The organism is Pseudofulvibacter geojedonensis (assembly GCF_042675745.1).
Taxonomy (GTDB): domain Bacteria; phylum Bacteroidota; class Bacteroidia; order Flavobacteriales; family Flavobacteriaceae; genus Pseudofulvibacter; species Pseudofulvibacter geojedonensis.
In genome coordinates this window covers 54,903-75,234 of the sequence record NZ_JBHTJM010000010.1, presented here as the reverse complement: position 1 = coordinate 75,234, position 20,332 = coordinate 54,903, and the positions used below count along the sequence as shown (strand labels likewise).

The following is a 20,332-nucleotide window of genomic DNA, read 5'->3' as shown; positions in this document are numbered from 1 at the left end:
ACTAGACTCAATAATAAAATCGAATATTCTTTTAAAAACTTTCACTCTGTAAAAATAATACTTTCAAACTGTTAGATTTTTCCTTTTTCAACTCTTTTTTGTATCCAAACCTAACATATTTCGCCTCAAGCGTTTACTATTAACAATTTTAGTTAATAAAACGCATTTTTATAACAACCATATCTATATTTTATCCGTATTTTTGCAGCCATAAAAAACACAACACAATATAACCTCTTAAAAGATGCGTACAGATTTATTTGCATTACGTCATATTGGTCCTAATGAAAAGGAACAACAAAAAATGTTAGAAACAATTGGTTTAGATTCTATTGATCAATTGATTTACGAGACCATTCCTGACGATATTAGATTGAAAAATGATTTAGATTTGGCTCCTGCTTTAAGTGAGTACGAGTACTTAAATCATATTCAAGAATTAGGTAATAAAAACAAAGTTTTTAAAAGCTATATTGGTTTAGGATACCATGAAGCTATTGTACCTAGTGTTATTCAGCGTAATATTTTAGAAAACCCAGGTTGGTACACTGCTTATACTCCTTATCAAGCAGAGATAGCTCAAGGTAGACTAGAAGCTCTGTTAAACTACCAAACTATGGTAGTAGATTTAACAGGTATGGAATTGGCCAACGCTTCTTTATTAGACGAAGGTACTGCTGCTGCAGAAGCAATGGCATTGTTATTTGATGTTAGAGAAAGAGCTCAGAAAAAAGCGAATGTAAATAAGTTCTTTGTTTCTGAAGAAATTTTACCTCAAACTTTATCAGTTTTACAAACTAGAGCTATTCCTATTGGAATTGAATTAGTAATTGGAAATCACCAAGAATTTGATTTTTCTGAAGAATTCTTCGGTGCCATCTTACAATACCCTGGTAAATACGGACAAGTTTATGACTATGCATCATTTGTAGAAAATGCTAACGCAAATAATATAAAAGTAGCTGTTGCTGCAGATATTTTGTCATTAGTAAAATTACAAGCTCCTGGTGAATTTGGTGCAGATGTAGTTGTTGGTACTACACAACGTTTCGGAATTCCGTTAGGTTACGGTGGCCCTCACGCTGGTTACTTTGCTACTAAAGAAAAGTACAAAAGAAGTATTCCTGGTCGTATCATAGGTGTTACTCAAGATATGGATGGTGGTAGAGCTTTACGTATGGCTTTACAAACTAGAGAGCAACACATTAAACGTGAAAAAGCTACTTCTAATATTTGTACTGCTCAGGTATTATTGGCAGTAATGGCTGGTATGTACGCAGTTTACCACGGAAAAGATGGTTTAAGATATATTGCAAATAAAGTACACGCTTCTACTGTTACTTTGGCAAATGCCTTAACCAACTTAGGCATCAAACAAACTAATGAAGGGTTTTTCGATACTATTCAACTAGAAGTTGAAACTCAAAAAATAAAAGCGGTTGCAGAAGCGAAGCAAATCAACTTTAATTATATAGATGACAATAATTTATCTATATCCTTAAATGAAACTGTTAGCTTAAACGATATTAATGCTATCATTAAGGTATTTACTGAAGCATTAAACTTACAAGAAATAACAGTTAGTGGCATTGAAGCTACTACAACTATTCCTACTAATGTTCAACGTTCTACTTCTTTCTTAGACAATGAAGTATTTAACTCATATCGCTCAGAAACAGATATGATGCGTTACATTAAGAAATTAGAGCGTAAAGATTTAGCTTTAAATCACTCTATGATTTCTTTAGGATCTTGTACCATGAAGCTAAATGCAGCTTCAGAAATGCTACCTTTAAGTAACCCACAGTGGGGTAATATTCACCCATTTGTTCCTTTAGATCAAGCTCAAGGATACCAAGAAGTGTTAAACAACTTAGAGCACCAATTAAATGTAGTAACTGGTTTTGCGGGTACTTCATTACAACCAAACTCAGGTGCTCAAGGTGAGTTAGCTGGATTAATGGTTATTAGAGCATACCACGAATCTAGAGGAGATTTTAACAGAAATATTTGTTTAATTCCTTCTTCTGCTCACGGTACTAACCCAGCATCGGCAGTAATGGCCGGTATGAAAGTAGTAGTAACCAAAACAGATGAAAGAGGAAATATAGATGTCGAAGACTTAAGAGAAAAAGCAGAATTACACAAAGAAAACTTATCTGCTTTAATGGTTACTTATCCATCTACTCACGGAGTTTTTGAAAAAGCAATTTGCGAAATTACAGACATCATTCACCAAAATGGTGGTCAAGTTTATATGGATGGTGCTAACATGAATGCTCAAGTAGGGTTAACAAACCCTGCTACTATTGGAGCTGATGTTTGCCACTTAAATTTACACAAAACATTTGCAATCCCTCACGGTGGCGGTGGACCTGGTGTTGGACCAATATGTGTTGCTCCACAATTAGTTCCTTTCTTACCAACTAACCCAGTAGTAGCTACTGGAGGAGAAAAAGCAATTACAGCTATTTCTGCAGCTCCTTGGGGTTCTGCTTTAGCTTGCTTAATTTCTTATGGTTACATTACTATGTTAGGAACTGAAGGACTAACTAACTCTACTAAAAACGCCATATTAAACGCTAACTATATCAAAGAACGTTTATCGGGTCACTTCACTACTTTATATTCTGGAGTTATGGGGCGTGCAGCTCACGAAATGATTTTAGATTGTAGAGAATTTAAACAAAATGGTATTGAGGTAAGTGATATTGCTAAACGTTTAATGGATTACGGATTCCATGCCCCTACTGTTTCTTTCCCAGTTGCAGGAACGATTATGGTAGAGCCTACAGAGTCTGAGAGTATTGCAGAATTAGATCGTTTTTGTGAAGCTTTAATTTCTATTAGAAAAGAAATAGAAGAAGCTAGTGCAGACAACCCTAACAACCCATTAAAAAATGCTCCTCATACTCAAGAAATGCTAACGGCAGACGAATGGAATTTACCATATTCTAGAAAGCAAGCAGCGTTCCCTTTAGAGTACATAGCAGAAAATAAATTCTGGCCATCGGTACGAAGAGTAGATGATGCTTATGGAGATAGAAATTTAATATGCTCTTGTGCTCCAATTGAAGCTTACGCAGAAGCATAATAAAATTATAAAATATCTTTAAAAAAGCCTCTCTTTTATTAAGTGAGGCTTTTTCTTTCATATATCTCTCTATTTCATTATTTTATATATAGTGATAGTTTTCTACATTTTAATTAACTAGATTCGTAAGACCTTAATTAAAACCAACTACGTCCTATGGCAATTAAAATAACAGGAACTGGAAGTTATATACCAGAGAGTATTGAAACAAATGCCGATTTTGAGCAGCACACCTTTTTAAACAATGATGGTTCTCATTTTAAACATGACAACACTGTAATTATTGAAAAATTTAAAAGTATTACCGGAATTGGAGAAAGACGTTATGCTTCTAATCACTTAAACACTTCAGATCTTGGATTCTTCGCAGCGGAAAGAGCTATTGAAAATGCCAACATAGATCCAGAAGAATTAGATTATATTATTGTTGCCCATAACTTTGGAGATGTTAAACATGGCACTATTCAAAGTGATACTGTACCCAGTGTAGCTGCTAGAATAAAACACAACTTACAAATTAAAAACCCTAAGTGTGTTGCTTATGATGTATTATTTGGATGTCCTGGGTGGATAGAAGGAACTATTCAAGCACAAGCATTTATGAAAGCAGGAATGGCTAAAAAATGTTTAGTTATTGGTACTGAAGCTTTATCTAGAGTAGTAGACAAACACGACAGAGACTCTATGATTTATTCTGACGGAGCTGGGGCAACTGTTTTAGAGGTTTCTGAAGACGAAAACGATGGTATTTTATCTCATGAAACAGCTAGTTTCACCTATGATGAAGCTCATTTTTTACGTTTTGGAAAATCGTATAACACAGAGTTATGTCCAGACACCAGATATATTAAAATGGATGGTCGAAAAATATATGAGTTTGCCCTTACAAACGTACCCAAAGCTATGAAAGAGTGTTTAGACAAAAGTGGTAAATCTATAAAAGACTTAAAAAAAATATTTATCCATCAGGCAAATGAAAAAATGGATGAAGCCATTTTAAAACGCTTTTATAGATTGTATAAAACAGAAATACCTGAGCATGTTATGCCTATGAGTATTCATAAGCTAGGTAACAGTTCTGTAGCCACAGTACCCACTTTGTTAGATTTAGTTTTAACTAATAAATTAGATAATCAAGAGTTAAAGAAAGGAGATGTGATTCTATTTGCCAGTGTAGGAGCAGGAATGAATATTAATGCGATTACTTATCAATATTAAAAAAACTATTGACTCAATAGACTTTAATGTAAAATACTGTTTCTTTGCATAATATTTACAACACATCAAAAATGAACATAGCAATAATAGGTGGTGGTAATTTAGGTAAATCTATAGCTCAAGGATTGTTAGCTAACAACTTTAATGCTTCAACTATTACCATAACGAGAAACCGTATTGAACGTTTAGCCGATCTTAAAGATCAAGGCATCAAGGTATCTAACAATAACCTTGAAGCAACTGCTAACGCTGCAGTTGTTATTATTGCTGTAAAACCCTATAAAATTGCTGAAATCCTTCAGGAAATAGATGAAAATATTTCTGATGACAAAATTATTGTTTCTGTAGTAAGTGACTTTACTATTGCAGAAATTGAAAACAATCTAACGAATCAACCAGCAGTAGTTAGAGCAATGCCTAACACCGCTTCTGCTGTTACTGAATCTATAACTTGTTTAGCTAGTAATGGAAATACTTCTGATGAAGATATTACCGTTGTTGCTAACATATTCAATTCTTTAGGTGAAACTATTCAAATAAACGAATCACTTATGGATGCTGCAACTGTTTTAGGTGCTTGTGGTATTGCTTATGTTTTACGTTTTATTAGAGGTATGATCCAAGGAGGAATAGAAATAGGCTTTGATGCACAAACTGCTACTAAGATAGCTACTCAAACCGTTAAAGGAGCTAGCGAATTGTTATTACAAAAAGGCAATCATCCAGAAGCAGAAATAGATAAAGTAACTACCCCTAAAGGATGTACCATTGCCGGATTAAACGAAATGGAACACCAAGGTTTTAGTTCTGCTCTTATAAAGGGAATTAAAACTTCTTACGATAGTATTTCAAAGTAGTTTATTATTAACATACAACAGTTGTCTTAACACATAAAATTGAATACTTTTTAACAAATAAGCTATTTTTTTGAAATAAACTCAAAAAAATAGCTTATTTAAAAATAAAAGACTTATGTTTGCACTGTTCAAGTAGAACACCTTTATAATTTTAAGGTAGTATTTAGTAAGTTAGTTTTTTAAGAGTTCACCTCTTCTTTCCTTTTTATTTCATCAGTACTTTATTTTTTTAATCGTTTAGAAAACATTTTAATTGTTTTTGGTATTTATTTTAAATCCATAAATAATTGATATAGTAGTTCTTCTTAAACAAAAACATATAATAACTTTTAAAATTTAAAAAAGATGCAAGAAGGTACAGTAAAATTTTTCAACAACTCAAAAGGATTCGGATTTATTAAATCATCAGAAACAGGAGAAGATATCTTCGTTCATAACTCTGGTTTAATTGACGAAATAAGAGAAGACGATAAAGTTCAGTTTACTACTGAAGAAGGACGTAAAGGATTAAACGCTGTTAATGTAGAAGTACTAGCATAATCTTTCTATATAACTAAAGTAATAAATGTTTTATAACACACATTTATTACTTTAGTTTTTAAGTCTTACAATCTCGTTATTACTTTATATAAAAAGATATAAGTGATAAATTAAGACTTCCCTACATGTTTGCTTAATTCTAAAGCAAAACCCTCAAATTACACTGTTAAATATTCTAACCAGAATATTATAAAATAGTTTACCCGCACATTCTCTTTAAAAGAGAATTTAATATGTTAATTACTAACTAGTTTAGAAATATGACGCTAGTTTAGTCATTACATGTACACGTTTATTAACTAATTAAACTACCTAAACAATGGCTTCAAAATCACAAGTTACTTATAACAAAAAGCAAAGAGAAAAAGAGAAGGCTTTAAAAAGAAAAATAAAAGATGAAAAACGTTTGTCTAAAAAAGACACTATCAATAAAGGACTTGAAATAAACTGGGAGATAGCTCCTAAAAACAGAACACTTACACAAACTGAACGCGAAAGCAAAGAAGCTAATAGATTAAATCATATAAATATATAACACTATGAAATTTGGAGTATTAAAATTTTACAATCAAAAAAAAAGGTTATGGTTTTATTAAAGACAATGAATCAAACAATCAAATATTTGCTCATGAATCAGAAACTATAGAAACACTAAAAGTTAATGATAAAGTTTCCTTTTTCATTAAAAAAGATTTAAAAGAGTTAAACGCAGCAAAGGTTCGTGTCTGTATTTAAAATAAATCTATCAACAACCTTATTTAGATTCTTTATGTAATGACTTAATTATCAGTTTGTCTTTTTTTTTTACTATTTGTATCATAAAGTTTTTCTAACAATTATTATTATAAATCCAACAAATAAGGTCGCACCTATTATTCCCCAAATCAACCCTTTATTAGACTTAACCTTTAATTCAAATATAGGATTGTTTTTAGTAGTTGAATAATTTTTAGTTATGCTTTCTGAAGTTATGAGTTCATGATGATTTTGCTGGTTATCATACAAATCAAACATCAACTCATTCTTAACTTTCTGATAATTGCCTTCTTGATAAGCAATTAAAAACCTACTTCCATGACCATGTCCTGTTCTAGGTAATTCTTTTATGCTTAAAAGTTTTAACTGATTCTTTTCATGATCAAAAAAAACTAATTTTTCTTTTACATAAGAAAAAAGCACTTCTTCAAAAGCTTCTTTAGTAGTCGCATTTTCCAAGCTCTTATCATACTTCAATAATGCATTCCTAATAGTCCAAGGAAATTCAGCTTCTACTTCAATACTGTTTCTTGAATTTTTGATAACAAAATAAGCTTCATTCGGCTCATGTCCCCAACTTAACGTAGAGATAAGACTCAATATAACAACTATAACTATTTGTCTCATAAACTTATATTACCCTCCTAAAGCAAAACTATTATTAGGTGTTCCTCTGAAATAACGAGGTATACTAGGAAAGTCATCCGTCATAACATAATAGTAAGTGCCCGCAGGATACTCTGGTGTAACCCCTGTTCTACCATTTGCTTCATCTAAAGTCCCTAATCCATTAACATATTCATAATCGTTAGAGTACACACCTGTGTAAACATCGCAAGGAGCAGTTACACCGTCTCCTGGTCTTGTTCCCGTTTTTAATTGATAACTAGAAGTCATTTCTACTACAGTAGAAGTATTATCTCCTGCATTAGAATAAGCATATTTATAATATATAGGAAAACCATCTGCTGCGTACCCTATTAAAGTCATAGCAGATGTGTTAACATTTAAACCATCTAAATATAATGTTGGTTTTCCATGGTAATGATATTTCCCTGTTGGTTGTACATGAGCACTATTACAATCTAATCCTATTTGAACATTAAGCGCTTCTAGGTTCCATTCCCAATTAACATTAGGGTTCATGATTCCTTGATGAGGCCATGGTTCTGCCGCTATAGGATCTAATTCAATTCCATTTAACAATACTCCAAATGAGTAATCTGGCCCGTTAGAACCTAATAATGGAGTTAAACTACTAGCTACTGTAGGGTTAACTGTCATGGTATAATTACTTGATTGTGCTGAGATAGCATTTGGATTTAAAGAACCTTGCCCTCCTCCAAACAAACCAACCATATGATTAGGGATATTATTTGCAGTAATGGTTCTAGTATTTCCATTTACTGTGTTGCTAAATGTAGGTGTTGTATTAAGAGTTTCATTACAAGCCCCCCTAGAAGTATCTAGAGTTATATTTGAAGTACAATTAATCGAATTATTAGTTGAATCGTCACTATCTGAACAAGAGATTAACAAACCTATTCCCGATAACAGCATTAAAGCCAATCTTTTTCTTATCATAGTCTAGTTTTTTTGAGTTTACAAATATTAAGACTATGATTTTAGAAAAGGGTTTAATTCTAAAAACCTAATTTTGATAAAATTATAAATATAAAAGATACTTGCGTTTGTCCAGTTTTATCTTCAAACTACTCATTTACATTAAATAGTTTAGACTATTGTAGTTTTAACTTAAACATCTTATCAAACGCATTATAAACGGCCACATGTAACGCATCTCCATGTGTTTTATCTTCTAAAAACTCATAAAACACCTCTGCATTCCCTTTTTCATTTTCTTTTAGTTTTTTATATAACTCTTTTGCTATTCGCTCCATTACCTCTCCTTCTTTTCCTCCTGCTATATAAATCGATTTTCTAGAATCATATCTTTTCTGCTCAAAGTCTAGTAATTTTTCATCATCCCACCATAAGCTAGGGCTCACAATGATATAATTATCAAAAAGTTCTGGCTTTTTGAATAAAATCTCCGTTGCTAACAACCCGCCTAATGATTGCCCAATAATAGTTCTCTCCTGACTTGTTCTGTAATTAGTATTAATGAATGGCTGCAATTCCTTCTCTATAAAATTTATAAAGTCTCCAGACTTTCCTGAGGTTGGAAATTCTTTTTGATCTAACTTATTTTGAGATGGATAGGTAAAATCTCTTTTTCTATCTACATTTCCAATACCTACAACAATAGACTCAGGAAGCATTTTTATCCAAGAAAAAGAACCAAACTGAACTATTCCAGCAATATGAATAAAATCTTCATCTTTAGAACCATCTAGTAAATAAATTACTGGATAAGATTTTAATTTATCTTGAGAATAACTACTTGGCAAATAAACATTTATCGCCCTTGACTCTTTTAATAATTGAGACTCTATTTCAACTGACTTACCTATCGAAAAATCAACTTCTTTAATCTTTTTGGGCGTCAACTGTCCAAACAAACAATTAGCTATTAAAAGTAATGTTAGAGTTAATATTTTATATTTCATACTTATTAAAATTTATTGAATTGATATTTGGATAGTAGACTTATATTCCAAACCCTAAACCAAACGAAATACGAGTGTCTTCTGTAGAGTTAAATACACCTAACTGAGCAGTAGCCATTTCTGCTATTTTCAACCATAAACCTCCACCTATAGAGTTATGCCATTTATCTGAACCTTCACTTTGCAGCCATACTCTACCTACATCAAATCCAGAATAGAATCCTAAATTCAATGGTGCAAAACCTGATTTAAACTTTCTAAAATTAAAACGGATGTCGGTATTATTATAAAAAGCAGTATTCCCTGTAAATCGTTGAAAACGATACCCTCTCAGTCCATCTTGAGCCCCTATAGTTGCTCCTTGATAAAACTCAAAAGTCTTACTACCTAACATAAGATGAGCTTTGGTTTTATTGGCCAATACCCAACGTTCGTTATTAGACAATTTGTGTATAAAGCTAAAAGCCGGCACTAAATAACCAAAGCTTTGCTTATTATCGTCCGCATTAATTTTCCATCCTGTTTGAAACTCAAAGTTCATTCCCATAGTTGGATAAGTTGGATCATTATAATTCTTAAACTGATAATTAAACTCTCCACCAACAAAATCTTTTCTATCAAAAATGGTACTTCCTGCTCCAGCAAAACTTCCGATAAATCGGTTAGGAGTATCATCTACCCTATTACTCTCATAAGTAAACAATAAACTCATTTTACTTCCTTGTATTCCGTGTTTGACTAATCCTAAATTAGTTTTAAACTGAGCCAATTTAACTCGGTTATATGCTAAGTCAAAATCTTCTTCTAGATTAACTGTTTCGTTTCCCATTCCAAAGAAGTTAGTTGCAAAGTTAGGACTAGTATAGTTCAGGCTTAATTGCACATTCATTCTGTTAAAAACATTAGCATATTCACCCAGATAAGCTAAATCATAACCGTTATTAGAAATAAAGTAATTAGCCTTTAGATTATGTTTATGTGAAAAAGGGTTCTGACGCAAATTTTTAAAGGTCAATGTATTATTCACTCCTATAAAAACACCTTCATCTTTATTTACTCCAAAATTAGGCAACAACTGGTTTACTACTTCTTTTCTCTTGAAGTAATTATAGGTATTGGTATTATATTCATCTATTAAACGAACTCTAGCTTTTTTAGCTTGGCTCACATCATTTTTCTTAGACTTATAATCGTATATTACTACTGCCTTACCATTCTCTACCACAAAAGAGTCATTGTTTTGCCCGCCAACAATCTTTAATCTGATATGGTTATCTCCTTCTCCAGAAACATTGATTTTATCTTCTCCATCTAGGGCATACAACCAAATTTCTTTAGTTACCTCTTTATCATAAACACGTTCAAAATTCAATTTACCTTTATAATAAAACTCAACCTTGGTTTTTCCTCCTGTCATTCTAGTAATTCTTATATCATCATCTTTATCACTAGCTGTTAATACCACTGCTCTATTAACAATAGCATAATAATCTGAAGCTATTTTTTCTACCGAGTTTCTACGTTGTTTCAATACATCTTTAGCATTGGCTACGTTCTTATTTTGAACAGATTCTGGAAACTGACTAAATGCTTTTTCTATCACCTCATCTGTCAAGTTTTCTTTTATAAAACGAGCTTGTTCTAACCAATCTTCTTTATTTAAAGACTTTATCAGTTTCATATCAACAGGTCTTCCGTTGGTATTGTGCCACCTTAAATTTCTAATCTCAGATTTATAGGTTTGCATTTTTCTAATAGTAGGTAACAATCTAGTTACCACTCTTAGTAAAGCTCCATCGTAATTAGAAAACACCTGATCCCTATCTCTAGGTATTGGCTTATAAGTATGCTCATCATCTCCCTCAAATTTACTCCAACGCCATTGATCTTGGTGCCTATCCCAATCTCCTAAAACCATGTCAAATAATCTGGCTCTTATAAAAGCTTTTTCATCGACTTGGTGTTTTGGACTTTTATGCAATTTCTCAAATAAATCTAACGAACTAATAATATCATCAGGCTTACCAAAATTTTCTCTCTTAGTTTGTGAGTCTCCAACATGTTCTTCTATCATATACAAAGCATCACCGTAATCTTCGTTATAAACTCCTAGTGCGTTTTGCTTCGGAACATAAAACAATATAGGTTTGGTATGATATACCTCAACTGCTTGAGACAAAGTTGGCATAATAAACGATGCATACGGATGAGTGGTTGTGTATACATCTTCTATAAACGATTCTACAAACGTTCCTTTTAAATCTTCTTTAATATATTTTTGTTGATAAGCGTTTATCTGTAAAAACTGAACGGCATTTTTCTTTAATGCACGCATTACCCACTGTCTTCCTAGCTTGTCAACCAAACGAAGTGAAACCGACTGATTTCCTCCTCCTCTCTTAACTGGAGTCAAACCTCCGAACAAAGTATCTAAATTAGCTACAGGTGCATCAACAAGTGTACCATATGCTTCCCGATAATGCTCTCCCCATAAGTTCTTATAAAAATTACTTTTTTGAGTTGTTTCTGGCTCATAAACAGTTGCCTTTTGAAGGCTATTTTTTACTTCATCGTAACTAGGAATGCTTTTATTAGTATAAGCGGCATATATTTCTTTAGTAAATACTTCCTTATCTTCATTCTCGTTAGTTTGTATATACCTAGCTTGTGTAGTTCCGTCTTTAAAAACATCTAACACCACATAACCTAATACAGCAGAAGCAAACTGACTTTGTGGAGATCTTTTTACTCCAGAAACTTTACTACCAGATCCTGATACAATTTGTACAACATTATTTTTCTCTATGTACTGAAGACTATGTTCGTGACCTGAAGTAAATATGACTCTATCTGATTCTTGGGCAATTGTATTTAATCGATTGATTAAAAAACGATAATTTTTATTTTGGACATCTTGAGAAGATACTCCTCCTGTTTTTCTAACGAAATTCGCGATTGTCCCTAATATCGGTAATGGAAAACGATTATTGGGCGAAATGTGTTGTTTAGCTGAAAAATTACCTCCGTGTGCTCCATCTGTAAATAACGGATGATGGATAGCCACTACAGTTGTTTTAGTTCTATTCTTTTTTATAAGCGACTCAAATTCTAAGAAAAAGTCCCTTCTTGTTTTAATATCACAATCGTCGTTCATAGTTGGATTTTTATCCCAATTCTCTAAGTACCATTGTGAGTCTACAATTATTAAAACAACCTCATCAGAAATTTTAACTCGCTCTATTGGGCATCCATTTTCTGGTAAAAAACTACCTTTACCTAAAGCATCCTCTACTAACTTTTCTTGTCTTTTTAGTCCTTTAATTCCGTTACTATGATAATCATGGTTTCCCGGTATAAAAATTGTTCGCCCTCTAAATCCCTGTACAGATTCAATCTGAGTCTGTAATCTGTGTTTAGCTAACTCATATCCTTCTGAGTCCTTTTTAGGTATTCCGTGTTGATATACATTATCTCCTAGAAATATCACCGAAGAGTTTTCAGGTGCGTTTTGCAAATGTTTTTGTAAGGATAGTAATGGTAACGTACTTTCATTTAAAGAGGCATTCCCCGCATCTCCTACCAAATAAAAACGATGAGATAGTTCACTTTTAGAATTAGTTAGCTGCTGATTAGCCTGTTTATCTACCTGCTCTTTAAACGTAGTACAAGAAGCCAATAGGACAATTAGTAGTATGATTAGTTTTTTCATATTGAATTTAATTCAGTACTTTATATAATTTTCCACCTTCTGTTTTAGTTGCTTCATCTGTAATAAACAACTCTCCATTTTTAAAACAAATAGCTTCTTTTTGAGATTTATGATGCAATGAAATCTCTTTTATTACTCCATCAAAGAAGTTACCTCCTTTAAAATCACTAAATTTAAATAACTTGTTATGAGTTAATAGAACCAATTCATTCTTATCTTTAGACAATACCGCCGAAGTAATTAAACAATCTGATTGATCTTGGCAAGTAACGAAAGTATCTATTAAAATAGCTTTTTGCTTACCTTCTTGAGCTAATAGTTTATATAATTTAGTAGTTCCGTCAAATTTCGAACTTCTATTTTTTGTGAATAAGTAGAAGTACCCCTCTTTATAAACAAAGGCCTCTACATCAAAATTCCTATCTTTTTTTTTAGGGGGAAACTTTTCCTGGTCTTGAAAATAAAAACTGGTTTTAATTGCAATTACTTTATTATTTTGAATCTGATTGATATTCACCCAGTAAATAGCTAAATCTTTGCGCTTGTTATTATTATTTCCAAAATCTCCAATAAATAATTGGTCGCTCCCGTTACTAGCCAAGTCCTCCCAATCTTTATTTCTAGTATTTACCACCTCAACTACTCTTTTTATCTTTCCTTTTGGGGTAACTTCAAATAACTCATTATCATTACCAGAGTCATTAATCATCCAGAAATTATCTGCCCCGTTCAAGTTTTCAATACCAGAAGATTCTTTTAAACTTTTAGGCAAATCGGCTATTACTTTAATTGTGTCTGATTTCTTACTACCACAAGATAATATTGATAAAAAAAAGAAGAAAATAGAAAAATATGTTAGCTTCACTATGTGCTTTTTATTTTATAAATTAGTCCTAATTATTTTGTTTATGGACAACTTACTCAAAGATATAAAAGAATATGTGTTTAACCTATTGCAAGAAGAGTTACCTCCACATATTATCTATCATAATTTCCCACATACTTTACGTGTTATTGAAAAACTTCAAGAACTAATAAAAGGTGAAAATGTTACCGAAAAAGAAGCTTTATTACTAAATATTGCGGCTTGGTTTCATGATACTGGATTTGTGAAAGGGCCTAAAAATCATGAAGAGTCAGGAGTTGTTATTGCTAAAAAATTTTTAGGCGATCGTATTTCTAAAGAAGATTTCTCTGTTGTAGAAAAGCTCATCTTATCTACTAAAATGGGTACCAAACCTTCAAGCAAGCTTGAACGTATTATAAAAGATGCAGACTGCTCTCATCTGTCTTCTAAAAGTTTTAACCAAACTAGTGAATTATTAAAAGAAGAATTAAGATTAACAGGTGCTGCAGATTATTCTGATTTAGATTGGAAAAAAGGTAATATTAAATTTTTAACCGGACACCAATTCTACACTAACTATGCTATAGAAAATTGGCAAGAACGAAAACAATCTAACTTGTTAGATATTTTTAAAACTGTAAAAAAACTAGAAAAAGAAAGAAAGGCTGATAAACAAAAAAAGAAAACGCAAAAAGAAAAAGATCGAAAAGCAGAGTTGCCTGAAAAAGGGGTTGAAACAATGTTTAGAGTAACCTTAAGAAATCACAACAAACTAAGTCAAATCGCAGATACCAAAGCCAACATCTTACTTTCTGTAAACGCAATACTTATATCTATAGCATTAAGTAATTTAGTTCCTAGATTAGATAATCCATCAAACTCACACTTAATTATTCCGACCGTAATTTTAATTGGATTCAGTGTTGTATCAATCATATTTGCTATTCAATCAACCCGACCAAAGGTAACCGAAGGACAATTCACTAAAGATGATGTTGAAAACAAAAAAGTGAACCTTTTATTTTTTGGTAATTTTCATCAAATGTCATTAAACGAATTTAGTTGGGGAATGAAAGAAGTCATGAAAGACAAAGATTACCTATACAACTCCATGATAAAAGATTTGTATTTTTTAGGCTTAGTTTTAAATAAAAAATATAAATTATTACGTACAACTTATACCATTTTCACTATTGGAATTGTAGTTTCTGTAGTTTCATTTTTCGTAGCATTTATAATGAGGACACAATAAATTTATGTTAAAAAAACTTCTAAATTTTATTCCTAAAACAATTAATCGTAATATTGCAATATACAAATACAAAAAATATGGGAATTACTAAATCCGAAATATTCAAAACAGAACAAAATCAATTAGCTGCATTTGCAAAAGTGATTGGACATCCAGCTAGAGTAGCTATAATTGAACACCTTTTTAAATTAAACTCTTGTGTTTGTGGCGATTTAGTTAATGAAATAGGTTTGGCTCAACCAACTATTTCACAGCATTTAAAAGAATTAAAAAATATTGGACTTATAAAAGGTACTATAAACGGAACCAGTGTTTGCTATTGTATAGATACTGATAATTGGAAAGTTATGAAAAAGACCATGTCAATATTTTTAAATCAAGACTTAACATACACCAAAGAACCTTGTTAAAAACATATATGGACAGATTGGAGGCGTTAAAAAATTATTTAAAACAATTATTAATTTTAAAATCTAAATAAATGAGATTATCTGAAATAAAAAAACATTTAAGCAATTTAGAAACTATTGCTTTTGAATTGCCAGACGGAAGCTTAGTTCCAAATCATTTTCATGTAACAGAAGTGGGTAAAATATCTAAACATTTTATTGATTGTGGCGGAACAGTAAGAAAAGAAGATGTTATTAACTTTCAACTTTGGAATGCTAATGATTACGATCATAGACTGCATCCTGAAAAACTTGTTCATATAATTGAACTATCTGAAAAAACTTTAGGGTTAGATGATTTAGAAATTGAAGTTGAATATCAAAGTGAAACTATTGGAAAATATGGATTAAGTTTTAACGGAAAAAACTTCTTACTTACTAATTTACATACAGATTGTTTAGCTAAGGACAACTGCGGAATTCCTATTGAGAAACCAAAAGTTAAGATTGGTGAATGTCTTCCAAATAGTGGGTGCTGTTAAACAGTAGTGTAATTTAGCTTTACTAAGTAATTGTTACATCGTCTCAAATTATCATATCATACAATAATTAAATATGTATTCAAAAATATCATCATTTATAAATACTTTAGATACACAAACAGTTTCTGAAGAACGGAAAAAAGTTTTACTTCCTTTAATTGACTTCATTAAATCAAAAGTTAGTAAAAATGAAGACATTTCTCTCAACTTTATTTGCACCCATAATTCCAGAAGAAGTCATTTATCTCAGATATGGGCTCAAGTAATGGCACATCATTTCAATATTAAGAATGTATTTAGTTACTCTGGAGGAACAGAAGCTACCGCAATGTTTCCTATGGTAGCGAAAACACTAATTAATACAGGTTTTGAAATAGAAATTATAGCTAATGGTGAAAACCCAGTTTATAGCATTAAGTATGATGATACAAAACACCCTATAGTTGGGTTTTCTAAAAAACTTGATCATCGTTTTAATCCTAATTCAAATTTTGCAGCCATCATGACTTGTTCATCTGCAGACGTAGGTTGCCCTTTTGTTCCTGGTGCAGAAAAACGCATTCCTGTTACTTTTGAAGATCCGAAAGTTTTTGACAACACACCTCAACAAGCAGAAAAATATTTAGAACGAAGTACACAGATAGCTACAGAGTTATTATATGTATTTTCAAAAGTGAACTAAACAACAAAACCCTAGGTACTATATCTAGGGTTAATTTTTATCTAGAAACTCCTTTAAATTTCCATTTATAAAATACTGCCAACCTCCCAAACAACTTTCTCTAGAAAACTCTGGAATATCTTGTGGAAACTCTCCTACCCATTTATTAGTTAAAACTAACCTACTTCCCTCATCAGTTTCTTCTATTTCAAAAAACACTTTTCCTTCTCCTGTATATTCTTTATAGGTCCAGTTATACACTATTTTTTTATTCGGAACAACCTCTTCTATCTTCCATACATGAGTAAATCGTCTTCCTTCATTTTCTATTAAGAACTCTGTACAAAAACCATTCTCTGGTATAAAATCTGGAATATTGATAAAAAACCACTGAATCATTTTTTCATGATTTGTTATAGCATCCCATAAACTATGACCTGACACCAAAAACTCTTGTTGAACAATAACATCTTTCATTTTACTTTCCTATTAAATAATTTATTAAACAGCTTCTTTAAAAACTTATACGTTCCAACTATAATTCCTTCGAATAGAATCTCAATAAAAAACCTCCCAAAAAAATCTAATACTAACTCAAGCACAACCACTTTTTAATTAAATAACAACTTACAAAATAAAACTTATTTTTGTGGCCGTTTTACTTAAAAAGTCATGAAACTAAAACTGTGCTTACTATTTATCGTATTTGTTATTAATCTATCATTTTCTCAAATTGTCAATGTAGAATCTTTAAGGCGTGTTGGTGACAGCTCTAAATGGTCAGGATATACTAGTTTAGCAATAGATCTTACTAAAAATAGGAATCATATATTCAACCTAAAGAATAGAACACACGTTCAATATCTGTTTGAAAAAAATCTAGTGCTGTTTGTTAACGATATTGACTTTAAAGAAGTAAATAATGAAAAGTTAGTAAGTAAAGGTACGCAGCATTTAAGATATAATTATAAGTTCAAACCTAAATTTGCTTGGGAAATTTTTATTCAATCTCAATATGACGAAATATCTGCTATAGACTTTAGAGGCTTAATAGGTACTGGGCCTAGATTAACAGTTTATACATCTAAAAACTACTTATTCTATACTGGTATTTTATCTATGTATGAATACGAAGAAATAGAAAACGATTTAGAACATACTTTCAATAGGGATTTCAGAAATAGTAGCTATATTTCATTTAGTCTCTTCCCTAAAGAAAATATTGCTATTGTTAGCACAACCTACTACCAACCTTTATACAAAAGTTTTTCAGACTATAGAATATCTAACGACACTTCAATAGCTCTTACTATTTTTAAAAACTTAGCCTTTAAAATACACTTTACTTACCTATTTGATATCAAACCTGCATTAGGGGTTCCAAAAGAACAATACAAATTGAGCAACGGACTAACTTATACATTTAATTAACTTTTTAATTCTTTGACTAAGTCGTCGTAGGTTATTTTTTGTTCTTTAGTTTGGTATTTAATATTTACACGAATGGCTTTTAAGCCAACTACTCCTTGTAAATCTTCTAACTGAACCAGTTCTTCTCCTTCTTCTAAATATCCTTTACGCTGTAAATATTGAATGTAACGTAAATACTCTAATTCATCTTTCTTTTGAGAGTATACAATAACTAATTTTCTTTTTTGGGTAATTCGCTCATTTGTTCCTTTTATATGAGCTTTATCTATACGTTTTTTTACAATTTCATAACGTGCATTATAAGCTCCATCTACATCAAATTTCTTTTCGTCTACTCTAAAACTAATTGATAAGCTATTACCAAATACTAAAACTAAAGAAGCACAATCTAATTGTAAAGACCTTCCTTTTTGCACTTCATAAAATGATCGTTCCATTTCACACATAGTGGTTAACTGCCATAACCTTAGATTGTTTAAATAAACCTTATTGTAAGTTTTATTTTTAACTAAAGATTGACCAATGTACATATTGTGTTCTACACCATCAGTTTTAAAACGTTCAAAGAAATGTGGAAAAATTGCTTGCGCTTCCTTCTGCTTTTCGTCCAATAACGCAGCAGAATGAGTATTTAAAAACTGAACGGTATTTTCATATTCCTTACGCTTATTATAAACAATCCCTATTTCTTGATCAATAACGTTTTCATAAGCATCCACACTCGCTTTTAATTCAGTAGATAACTTTTCTATATGAGGCATAATAGGATTAACTTCATTCTTTAAAAAATGAAGCAATTGCTCTTCGCTGGTAGCATTAAAATCTGATGAAAATTCAGTAATAAAATTATCAATACGCAATATTACTTGCTCATAAAAAGCTAATTTTTCCACCTTATAAGCCTTCTTAAAAATAGCTTTCACCATTTTTAGCTGTTCTATAAAGTCTTCCTGTATTGCTTGATTTCTAACTATAGAAGAACCAATAATATCAATCTGACCAAAAAGCGGATAAACATGATTAAAAACCATGTCGTTAAAAGCTACATCTGTTTTATTGTCAACCAAAGTAGCTTCCATATATTTTCTTGCCTCTTCTTCAAATTTCCATAAAACTGTTGGGTGAATAGATGTGCATTCGTTTTGAATAATTGCCTTAATGTAATTTTCAGACTCTTGTATAGACCTTTCTGCTGTAGCAGTTAAATAGGGCATAATTATATCTAACCTGTTTGCATTTATAGAAGTTAAATCATTCTTGTTTGGAGAAACTATTTCTAAAGTAGCTACTAATTCATCATTAATTATTATTGGAGCTATAATACAGCTTTTAAACCCTTGTTTTTGTAACTGACTTAAAATAAAATTTTCTCCTTCTTCTAAAACAGCATCTATATTAGATACTGTAAAATATTTTTTTTGCTTTATAACTTTATCATAAGAACACTCACAAAAACTTGACTTACAACTCATCTCAACTTTATCACCTAATAAAAAACTCGTGGCTGGTTTTCCGGGTGGTGCTACAAAACTATCTATATCAGCATCGTATTGAGAAAAACCAATACTTATTTCTGTATTATTAAAAAAACGCCTAAAATTATCTTGAAACTCCTCAAAATTATCATAACTAATTGAATGGTTTAACATATCGGATTTTAAATCGGAAACAACAGCATCTACTGTTACATCCGACAAAGTCATTAAAATAAACCCTTGTAAGTTCCAGGAGTTGGGTGGAAATTTTTCTTTCCACAAATCAATATTTTCAAATCCCTGAAGCAATAAATCTATATCTTCCTGGGTAATCTCCTTAAATTCAGGCTTTGGCTCCATACTGATAAAATCAGCATTCATCGTTAATCGATAAGTTTTCTTATTTCCTGATTGATCAGGTATCGTATAATAAAGTGGTTTTTGGTAATTAGTGTTTACTCCATACTGACTTGCCAAGATATAGGAACAAGACATAACATACATCTCATCTTCTGTAAAATTCACCAATTGAAATTCAAAATCTTCACCAGCAGCCATAATAATATTTTCAAATCTTTGCGATCTATAAAAATACTGTGATTGAAACGGTGCCGTAGCAGCTTTAATTTCATTAAGCGTAAGGGCTTGTGGGAATAAATCACCTAATAAAAAATCTATAGGTTCTCTTAATTTTTCCAATTCAGAAGATTGAGTAACCCCATGAGAAAGCTCAGGATTATCCTTAAAACATTCTAAAATACTATCTAAATGCCTTTTTACTATAACATTATTCTCTTTTTGATATCGCTCTACATAATGCTTCTCTAATAGTTTAAAACTTAAACTAACCTCAAATGGTAAAACATGCTTTTTAGTAATATCCATATCCCTTGTTTTGCTTTAGTAAAAATACTGATTTATAATGAGTCGGTTTTCTAATAAAAACCTAAATATTTTCTAAGTTATTAGGAAATAAAGTATTTTTGATTTC

The 20,332-nt window shown here is 31.3% G+C and carries 18 protein-coding genes; 11 read left to right on the top strand and 7 right to left on the bottom strand.

From position 1 onward, the window contains the following. Positions 1 to 244: 244 nt before the first annotated feature. The 6 genes from gcvP to ACFQ1O_RS12200 all read left to right on the top strand — a co-directional run bounded on the left by gcvP (position 245) and on the right by ACFQ1O_RS12200 (position 6,444). Positions 245 to 3,094 (top strand): aminomethyl-transferring glycine dehydrogenase, encoded by a 2,850-nt coding sequence (gene gcvP, locus ACFQ1O_RS12225; RefSeq protein WP_377716316.1) that lies wholly within the window; start codon positions 245 to 247, stop codon positions 3,092 to 3,094. Positions 3,095 to 3,250: 156 nt separating this feature from the next. Then, positions 3,251 to 4,312 carry a 3-oxoacyl-ACP synthase III family protein gene (locus ACFQ1O_RS12220; RefSeq protein ID WP_377716315.1) on the top strand — a complete coding sequence of 354 codons (1,062 nt, stop codon included), beginning with the start codon at positions 3,251 to 3,253 and terminating at the stop codon, positions 4,310 to 4,312. 71 nt (positions 4,313 to 4,383) lie between these two features. Then, positions 4,384 to 5,169 carry a pyrroline-5-carboxylate reductase gene (gene proC / locus ACFQ1O_RS12215; RefSeq protein ID WP_377716314.1) on the top strand — a complete coding sequence of 262 codons (786 nt, stop codon included), beginning with the start codon at positions 4,384 to 4,386 and terminating at the stop codon, positions 5,167 to 5,169. A gap of 345 nt (positions 5,170 to 5,514) precedes the next feature. Further along, complete coding sequence (locus tag ACFQ1O_RS12210) at positions 5,515 to 5,709, top strand: cold-shock protein (RefSeq protein ID WP_377716313.1); 195 nt, start codon at positions 5,515 to 5,517, stop codon at positions 5,707 to 5,709. Positions 5,710 to 6,028: 319 nt separating this feature from the next. Beyond that, entirely contained in the window at positions 6,029 to 6,244 is a 216-nt protein-coding gene (locus tag ACFQ1O_RS12205) for a hypothetical protein (RefSeq protein WP_377716312.1), read from the top strand. 32 nt (positions 6,245 to 6,276) lie between these two features. Continuing rightward, a complete protein-coding gene (locus ACFQ1O_RS12200) occupies positions 6,277 to 6,444 on the top strand; it encodes a cold-shock protein (RefSeq protein ID WP_377716874.1) in 168 nt (55 codons plus the stop codon). An 81-nt stretch (positions 6,445 to 6,525) separates the two neighbouring features. Here the strand turns inward: ACFQ1O_RS12200 and ACFQ1O_RS12195 are convergent, their stop codons facing one another. The 5 genes from ACFQ1O_RS12195 to ACFQ1O_RS12175 form a co-directional block, all read right to left on the bottom strand. Continuing rightward, entirely contained in the window at positions 6,526 to 7,092 is a 567-nt protein-coding gene (locus tag ACFQ1O_RS12195) for a hypothetical protein (RefSeq protein ID WP_377716311.1), read from the bottom strand. A 9-nt stretch (positions 7,093 to 7,101) separates the two neighbouring features. Continuing rightward, entirely contained in the window at positions 7,102 to 8,049 is a 948-nt protein-coding gene (locus tag ACFQ1O_RS12190) for a YHYH protein (protein ID WP_377716310.1), read from the bottom strand. A 155-nt stretch (positions 8,050 to 8,204) separates the two neighbouring features. Beyond that, positions 8,205 to 9,035 carry an alpha/beta hydrolase gene (locus ACFQ1O_RS12185; RefSeq protein ID WP_377716309.1) on the bottom strand — a complete coding sequence of 277 codons (831 nt, stop codon included), beginning with the start codon at positions 9,033 to 9,035 and terminating at the stop codon, positions 8,205 to 8,207. A gap of 40 nt (positions 9,036 to 9,075) precedes the next feature. Beyond that, positions 9,076 to 12,744: a metallophosphoesterase gene (locus tag ACFQ1O_RS12180; RefSeq protein WP_377716308.1), complete on the bottom strand. Its 3,669-nt coding sequence runs from the start codon at positions 12,742 to 12,744 to the stop codon at positions 9,076 to 9,078. A gap of 7 nt (positions 12,745 to 12,751) precedes the next feature. After that, on the bottom strand, positions 12,752 to 13,609 hold the full coding sequence (locus ACFQ1O_RS12175) for a hypothetical protein (RefSeq protein WP_377716307.1): 858 nt from the start codon (positions 13,607 to 13,609) through the stop codon (positions 12,752 to 12,754). 43 nt (positions 13,610 to 13,652) lie between these two features. On the opposite strand from ACFQ1O_RS12175, the gene ACFQ1O_RS12170 reads away from it, so the two are divergent. The 4 genes from ACFQ1O_RS12170 (at position 13,653) to ACFQ1O_RS12155 (ending at position 16,456) form a co-directional block, all read left to right on the top strand. Continuing rightward, positions 13,653 to 14,843, top strand: coding sequence for a Pycsar system effector family protein (locus ACFQ1O_RS12170; RefSeq protein ID WP_377716306.1), 1,191 nt, complete (start codon positions 13,653 to 13,655; stop codon positions 14,841 to 14,843). Between the two features lie 77 nt (positions 14,844 to 14,920). Then, positions 14,921 to 15,253, top strand: coding sequence for an ArsR/SmtB family transcription factor (locus tag ACFQ1O_RS12165; RefSeq protein ID WP_377716305.1), 333 nt, complete (start codon positions 14,921 to 14,923; stop codon positions 15,251 to 15,253). A gap of 71 nt (positions 15,254 to 15,324) precedes the next feature. Beyond that, positions 15,325 to 15,774 (top strand): DUF6428 family protein, encoded by a 450-nt coding sequence (locus ACFQ1O_RS12160; protein ID WP_377716304.1) that lies wholly within the window; start codon positions 15,325 to 15,327, stop codon positions 15,772 to 15,774. Positions 15,775 to 15,847: 73 nt separating this feature from the next. Beyond that, complete coding sequence (locus tag ACFQ1O_RS12155; protein ID WP_377716303.1) at positions 15,848 to 16,456, top strand: arsenate-mycothiol transferase ArsC; 609 nt, start codon at positions 15,848 to 15,850, stop codon at positions 16,454 to 16,456. Between the two features lie 30 nt (positions 16,457 to 16,486). Here the strand turns inward: ACFQ1O_RS12155 and ACFQ1O_RS12150 are convergent, their stop codons facing one another. Beyond that, positions 16,487 to 16,912: an SRPBCC family protein gene (locus ACFQ1O_RS12150; protein WP_377716302.1), complete on the bottom strand. Its 426-nt coding sequence runs from the start codon at positions 16,910 to 16,912 to the stop codon at positions 16,487 to 16,489. A 195-nt stretch (positions 16,913 to 17,107) separates the two neighbouring features. Here ACFQ1O_RS12150 and ACFQ1O_RS12145 point away from each other — a divergent pair, with 195 nt between their 5' ends. Then, entirely contained in the window at positions 17,108 to 17,866 is a 759-nt protein-coding gene (locus ACFQ1O_RS12145) for a DUF481 domain-containing protein (protein WP_377716301.1), read from the top strand. Here ACFQ1O_RS12145 and ACFQ1O_RS12140 read toward each other — a convergent pair. After that, positions 17,863 to 20,226: a GAF domain-containing protein gene (locus ACFQ1O_RS12140; RefSeq protein WP_377716300.1), complete on the bottom strand. Its 2,364-nt coding sequence runs from the start codon at positions 20,224 to 20,226 to the stop codon at positions 17,863 to 17,865. The genes ACFQ1O_RS12145 and ACFQ1O_RS12140 overlap by 4 nt on opposite strands. Positions 20,227 to 20,332 lie beyond the last annotated feature (106 nt).

What these genes read in the sequence shown, in the direction of transcription:
- ACFQ1O_RS12145 (WP_377716301.1), top strand. Translation starts at nt 17,108, where the DNA reads ATGAAACTAAAACTGTGCTTACTATTTATCGTATTTGTTATTAATCTA.
- ACFQ1O_RS12140 (WP_377716300.1), bottom strand. Translation starts at nt 20,226, where the DNA reads ATGGATATTACTAAAAAGCATGTTTTACCATTTGAGGTTAGTTTAAGT.
- ACFQ1O_RS12190 (WP_377716310.1), bottom strand. Translation starts at nt 8,049, where the DNA reads ATGATAAGAAAAAGATTGGCTTTAATGCTGTTATCGGGAATAGGTTTG.
- gcvP (WP_377716316.1), top strand. Translation starts at nt 245, where the DNA reads ATGCGTACAGATTTATTTGCATTACGTCATATTGGTCCTAATGAAAAG.
- ACFQ1O_RS12180 (WP_377716308.1), bottom strand. Translation starts at nt 12,744, where the DNA reads ATGAAAAAACTAATCATACTACTAATTGTCCTATTGGCTTCTTGTACT.
- ACFQ1O_RS12185 (WP_377716309.1), bottom strand. Translation starts at nt 9,035, where the DNA reads ATGAAATATAAAATATTAACTCTAACATTACTTTTAATAGCTAATTGT.
- proC (WP_377716314.1), top strand. Translation starts at nt 4,384, where the DNA reads ATGAACATAGCAATAATAGGTGGTGGTAATTTAGGTAAATCTATAGCT.
- ACFQ1O_RS12165 (WP_377716305.1), top strand. Translation starts at nt 14,921, where the DNA reads ATGGGAATTACTAAATCCGAAATATTCAAAACAGAACAAAATCAATTA.
- ACFQ1O_RS12155 (WP_377716303.1), top strand. Translation starts at nt 15,848, where the DNA reads ATGTATTCAAAAATATCATCATTTATAAATACTTTAGATACACAAACA.
- ACFQ1O_RS12220 (WP_377716315.1), top strand. Translation starts at nt 3,251, where the DNA reads ATGGCAATTAAAATAACAGGAACTGGAAGTTATATACCAGAGAGTATT.
- ACFQ1O_RS12195 (WP_377716311.1), bottom strand. Translation starts at nt 7,092, where the DNA reads ATGAGACAAATAGTTATAGTTGTTATATTGAGTCTTATCTCTACGTTA.
- ACFQ1O_RS12160 (WP_377716304.1), top strand. Translation starts at nt 15,325, where the DNA reads ATGAGATTATCTGAAATAAAAAAACATTTAAGCAATTTAGAAACTATT.
- ACFQ1O_RS12150 (WP_377716302.1), bottom strand. Translation starts at nt 16,912, where the DNA reads ATGAAAGATGTTATTGTTCAACAAGAGTTTTTGGTGTCAGGTCATAGT.
- ACFQ1O_RS12170 (WP_377716306.1), top strand. Translation starts at nt 13,653, where the DNA reads ATGGACAACTTACTCAAAGATATAAAAGAATATGTGTTTAACCTATTG.
- ACFQ1O_RS12205 (WP_377716312.1), top strand. Translation starts at nt 6,029, where the DNA reads ATGGCTTCAAAATCACAAGTTACTTATAACAAAAAGCAAAGAGAAAAA.
- ACFQ1O_RS12210 (WP_377716313.1), top strand. Translation starts at nt 5,515, where the DNA reads ATGCAAGAAGGTACAGTAAAATTTTTCAACAACTCAAAAGGATTCGGA.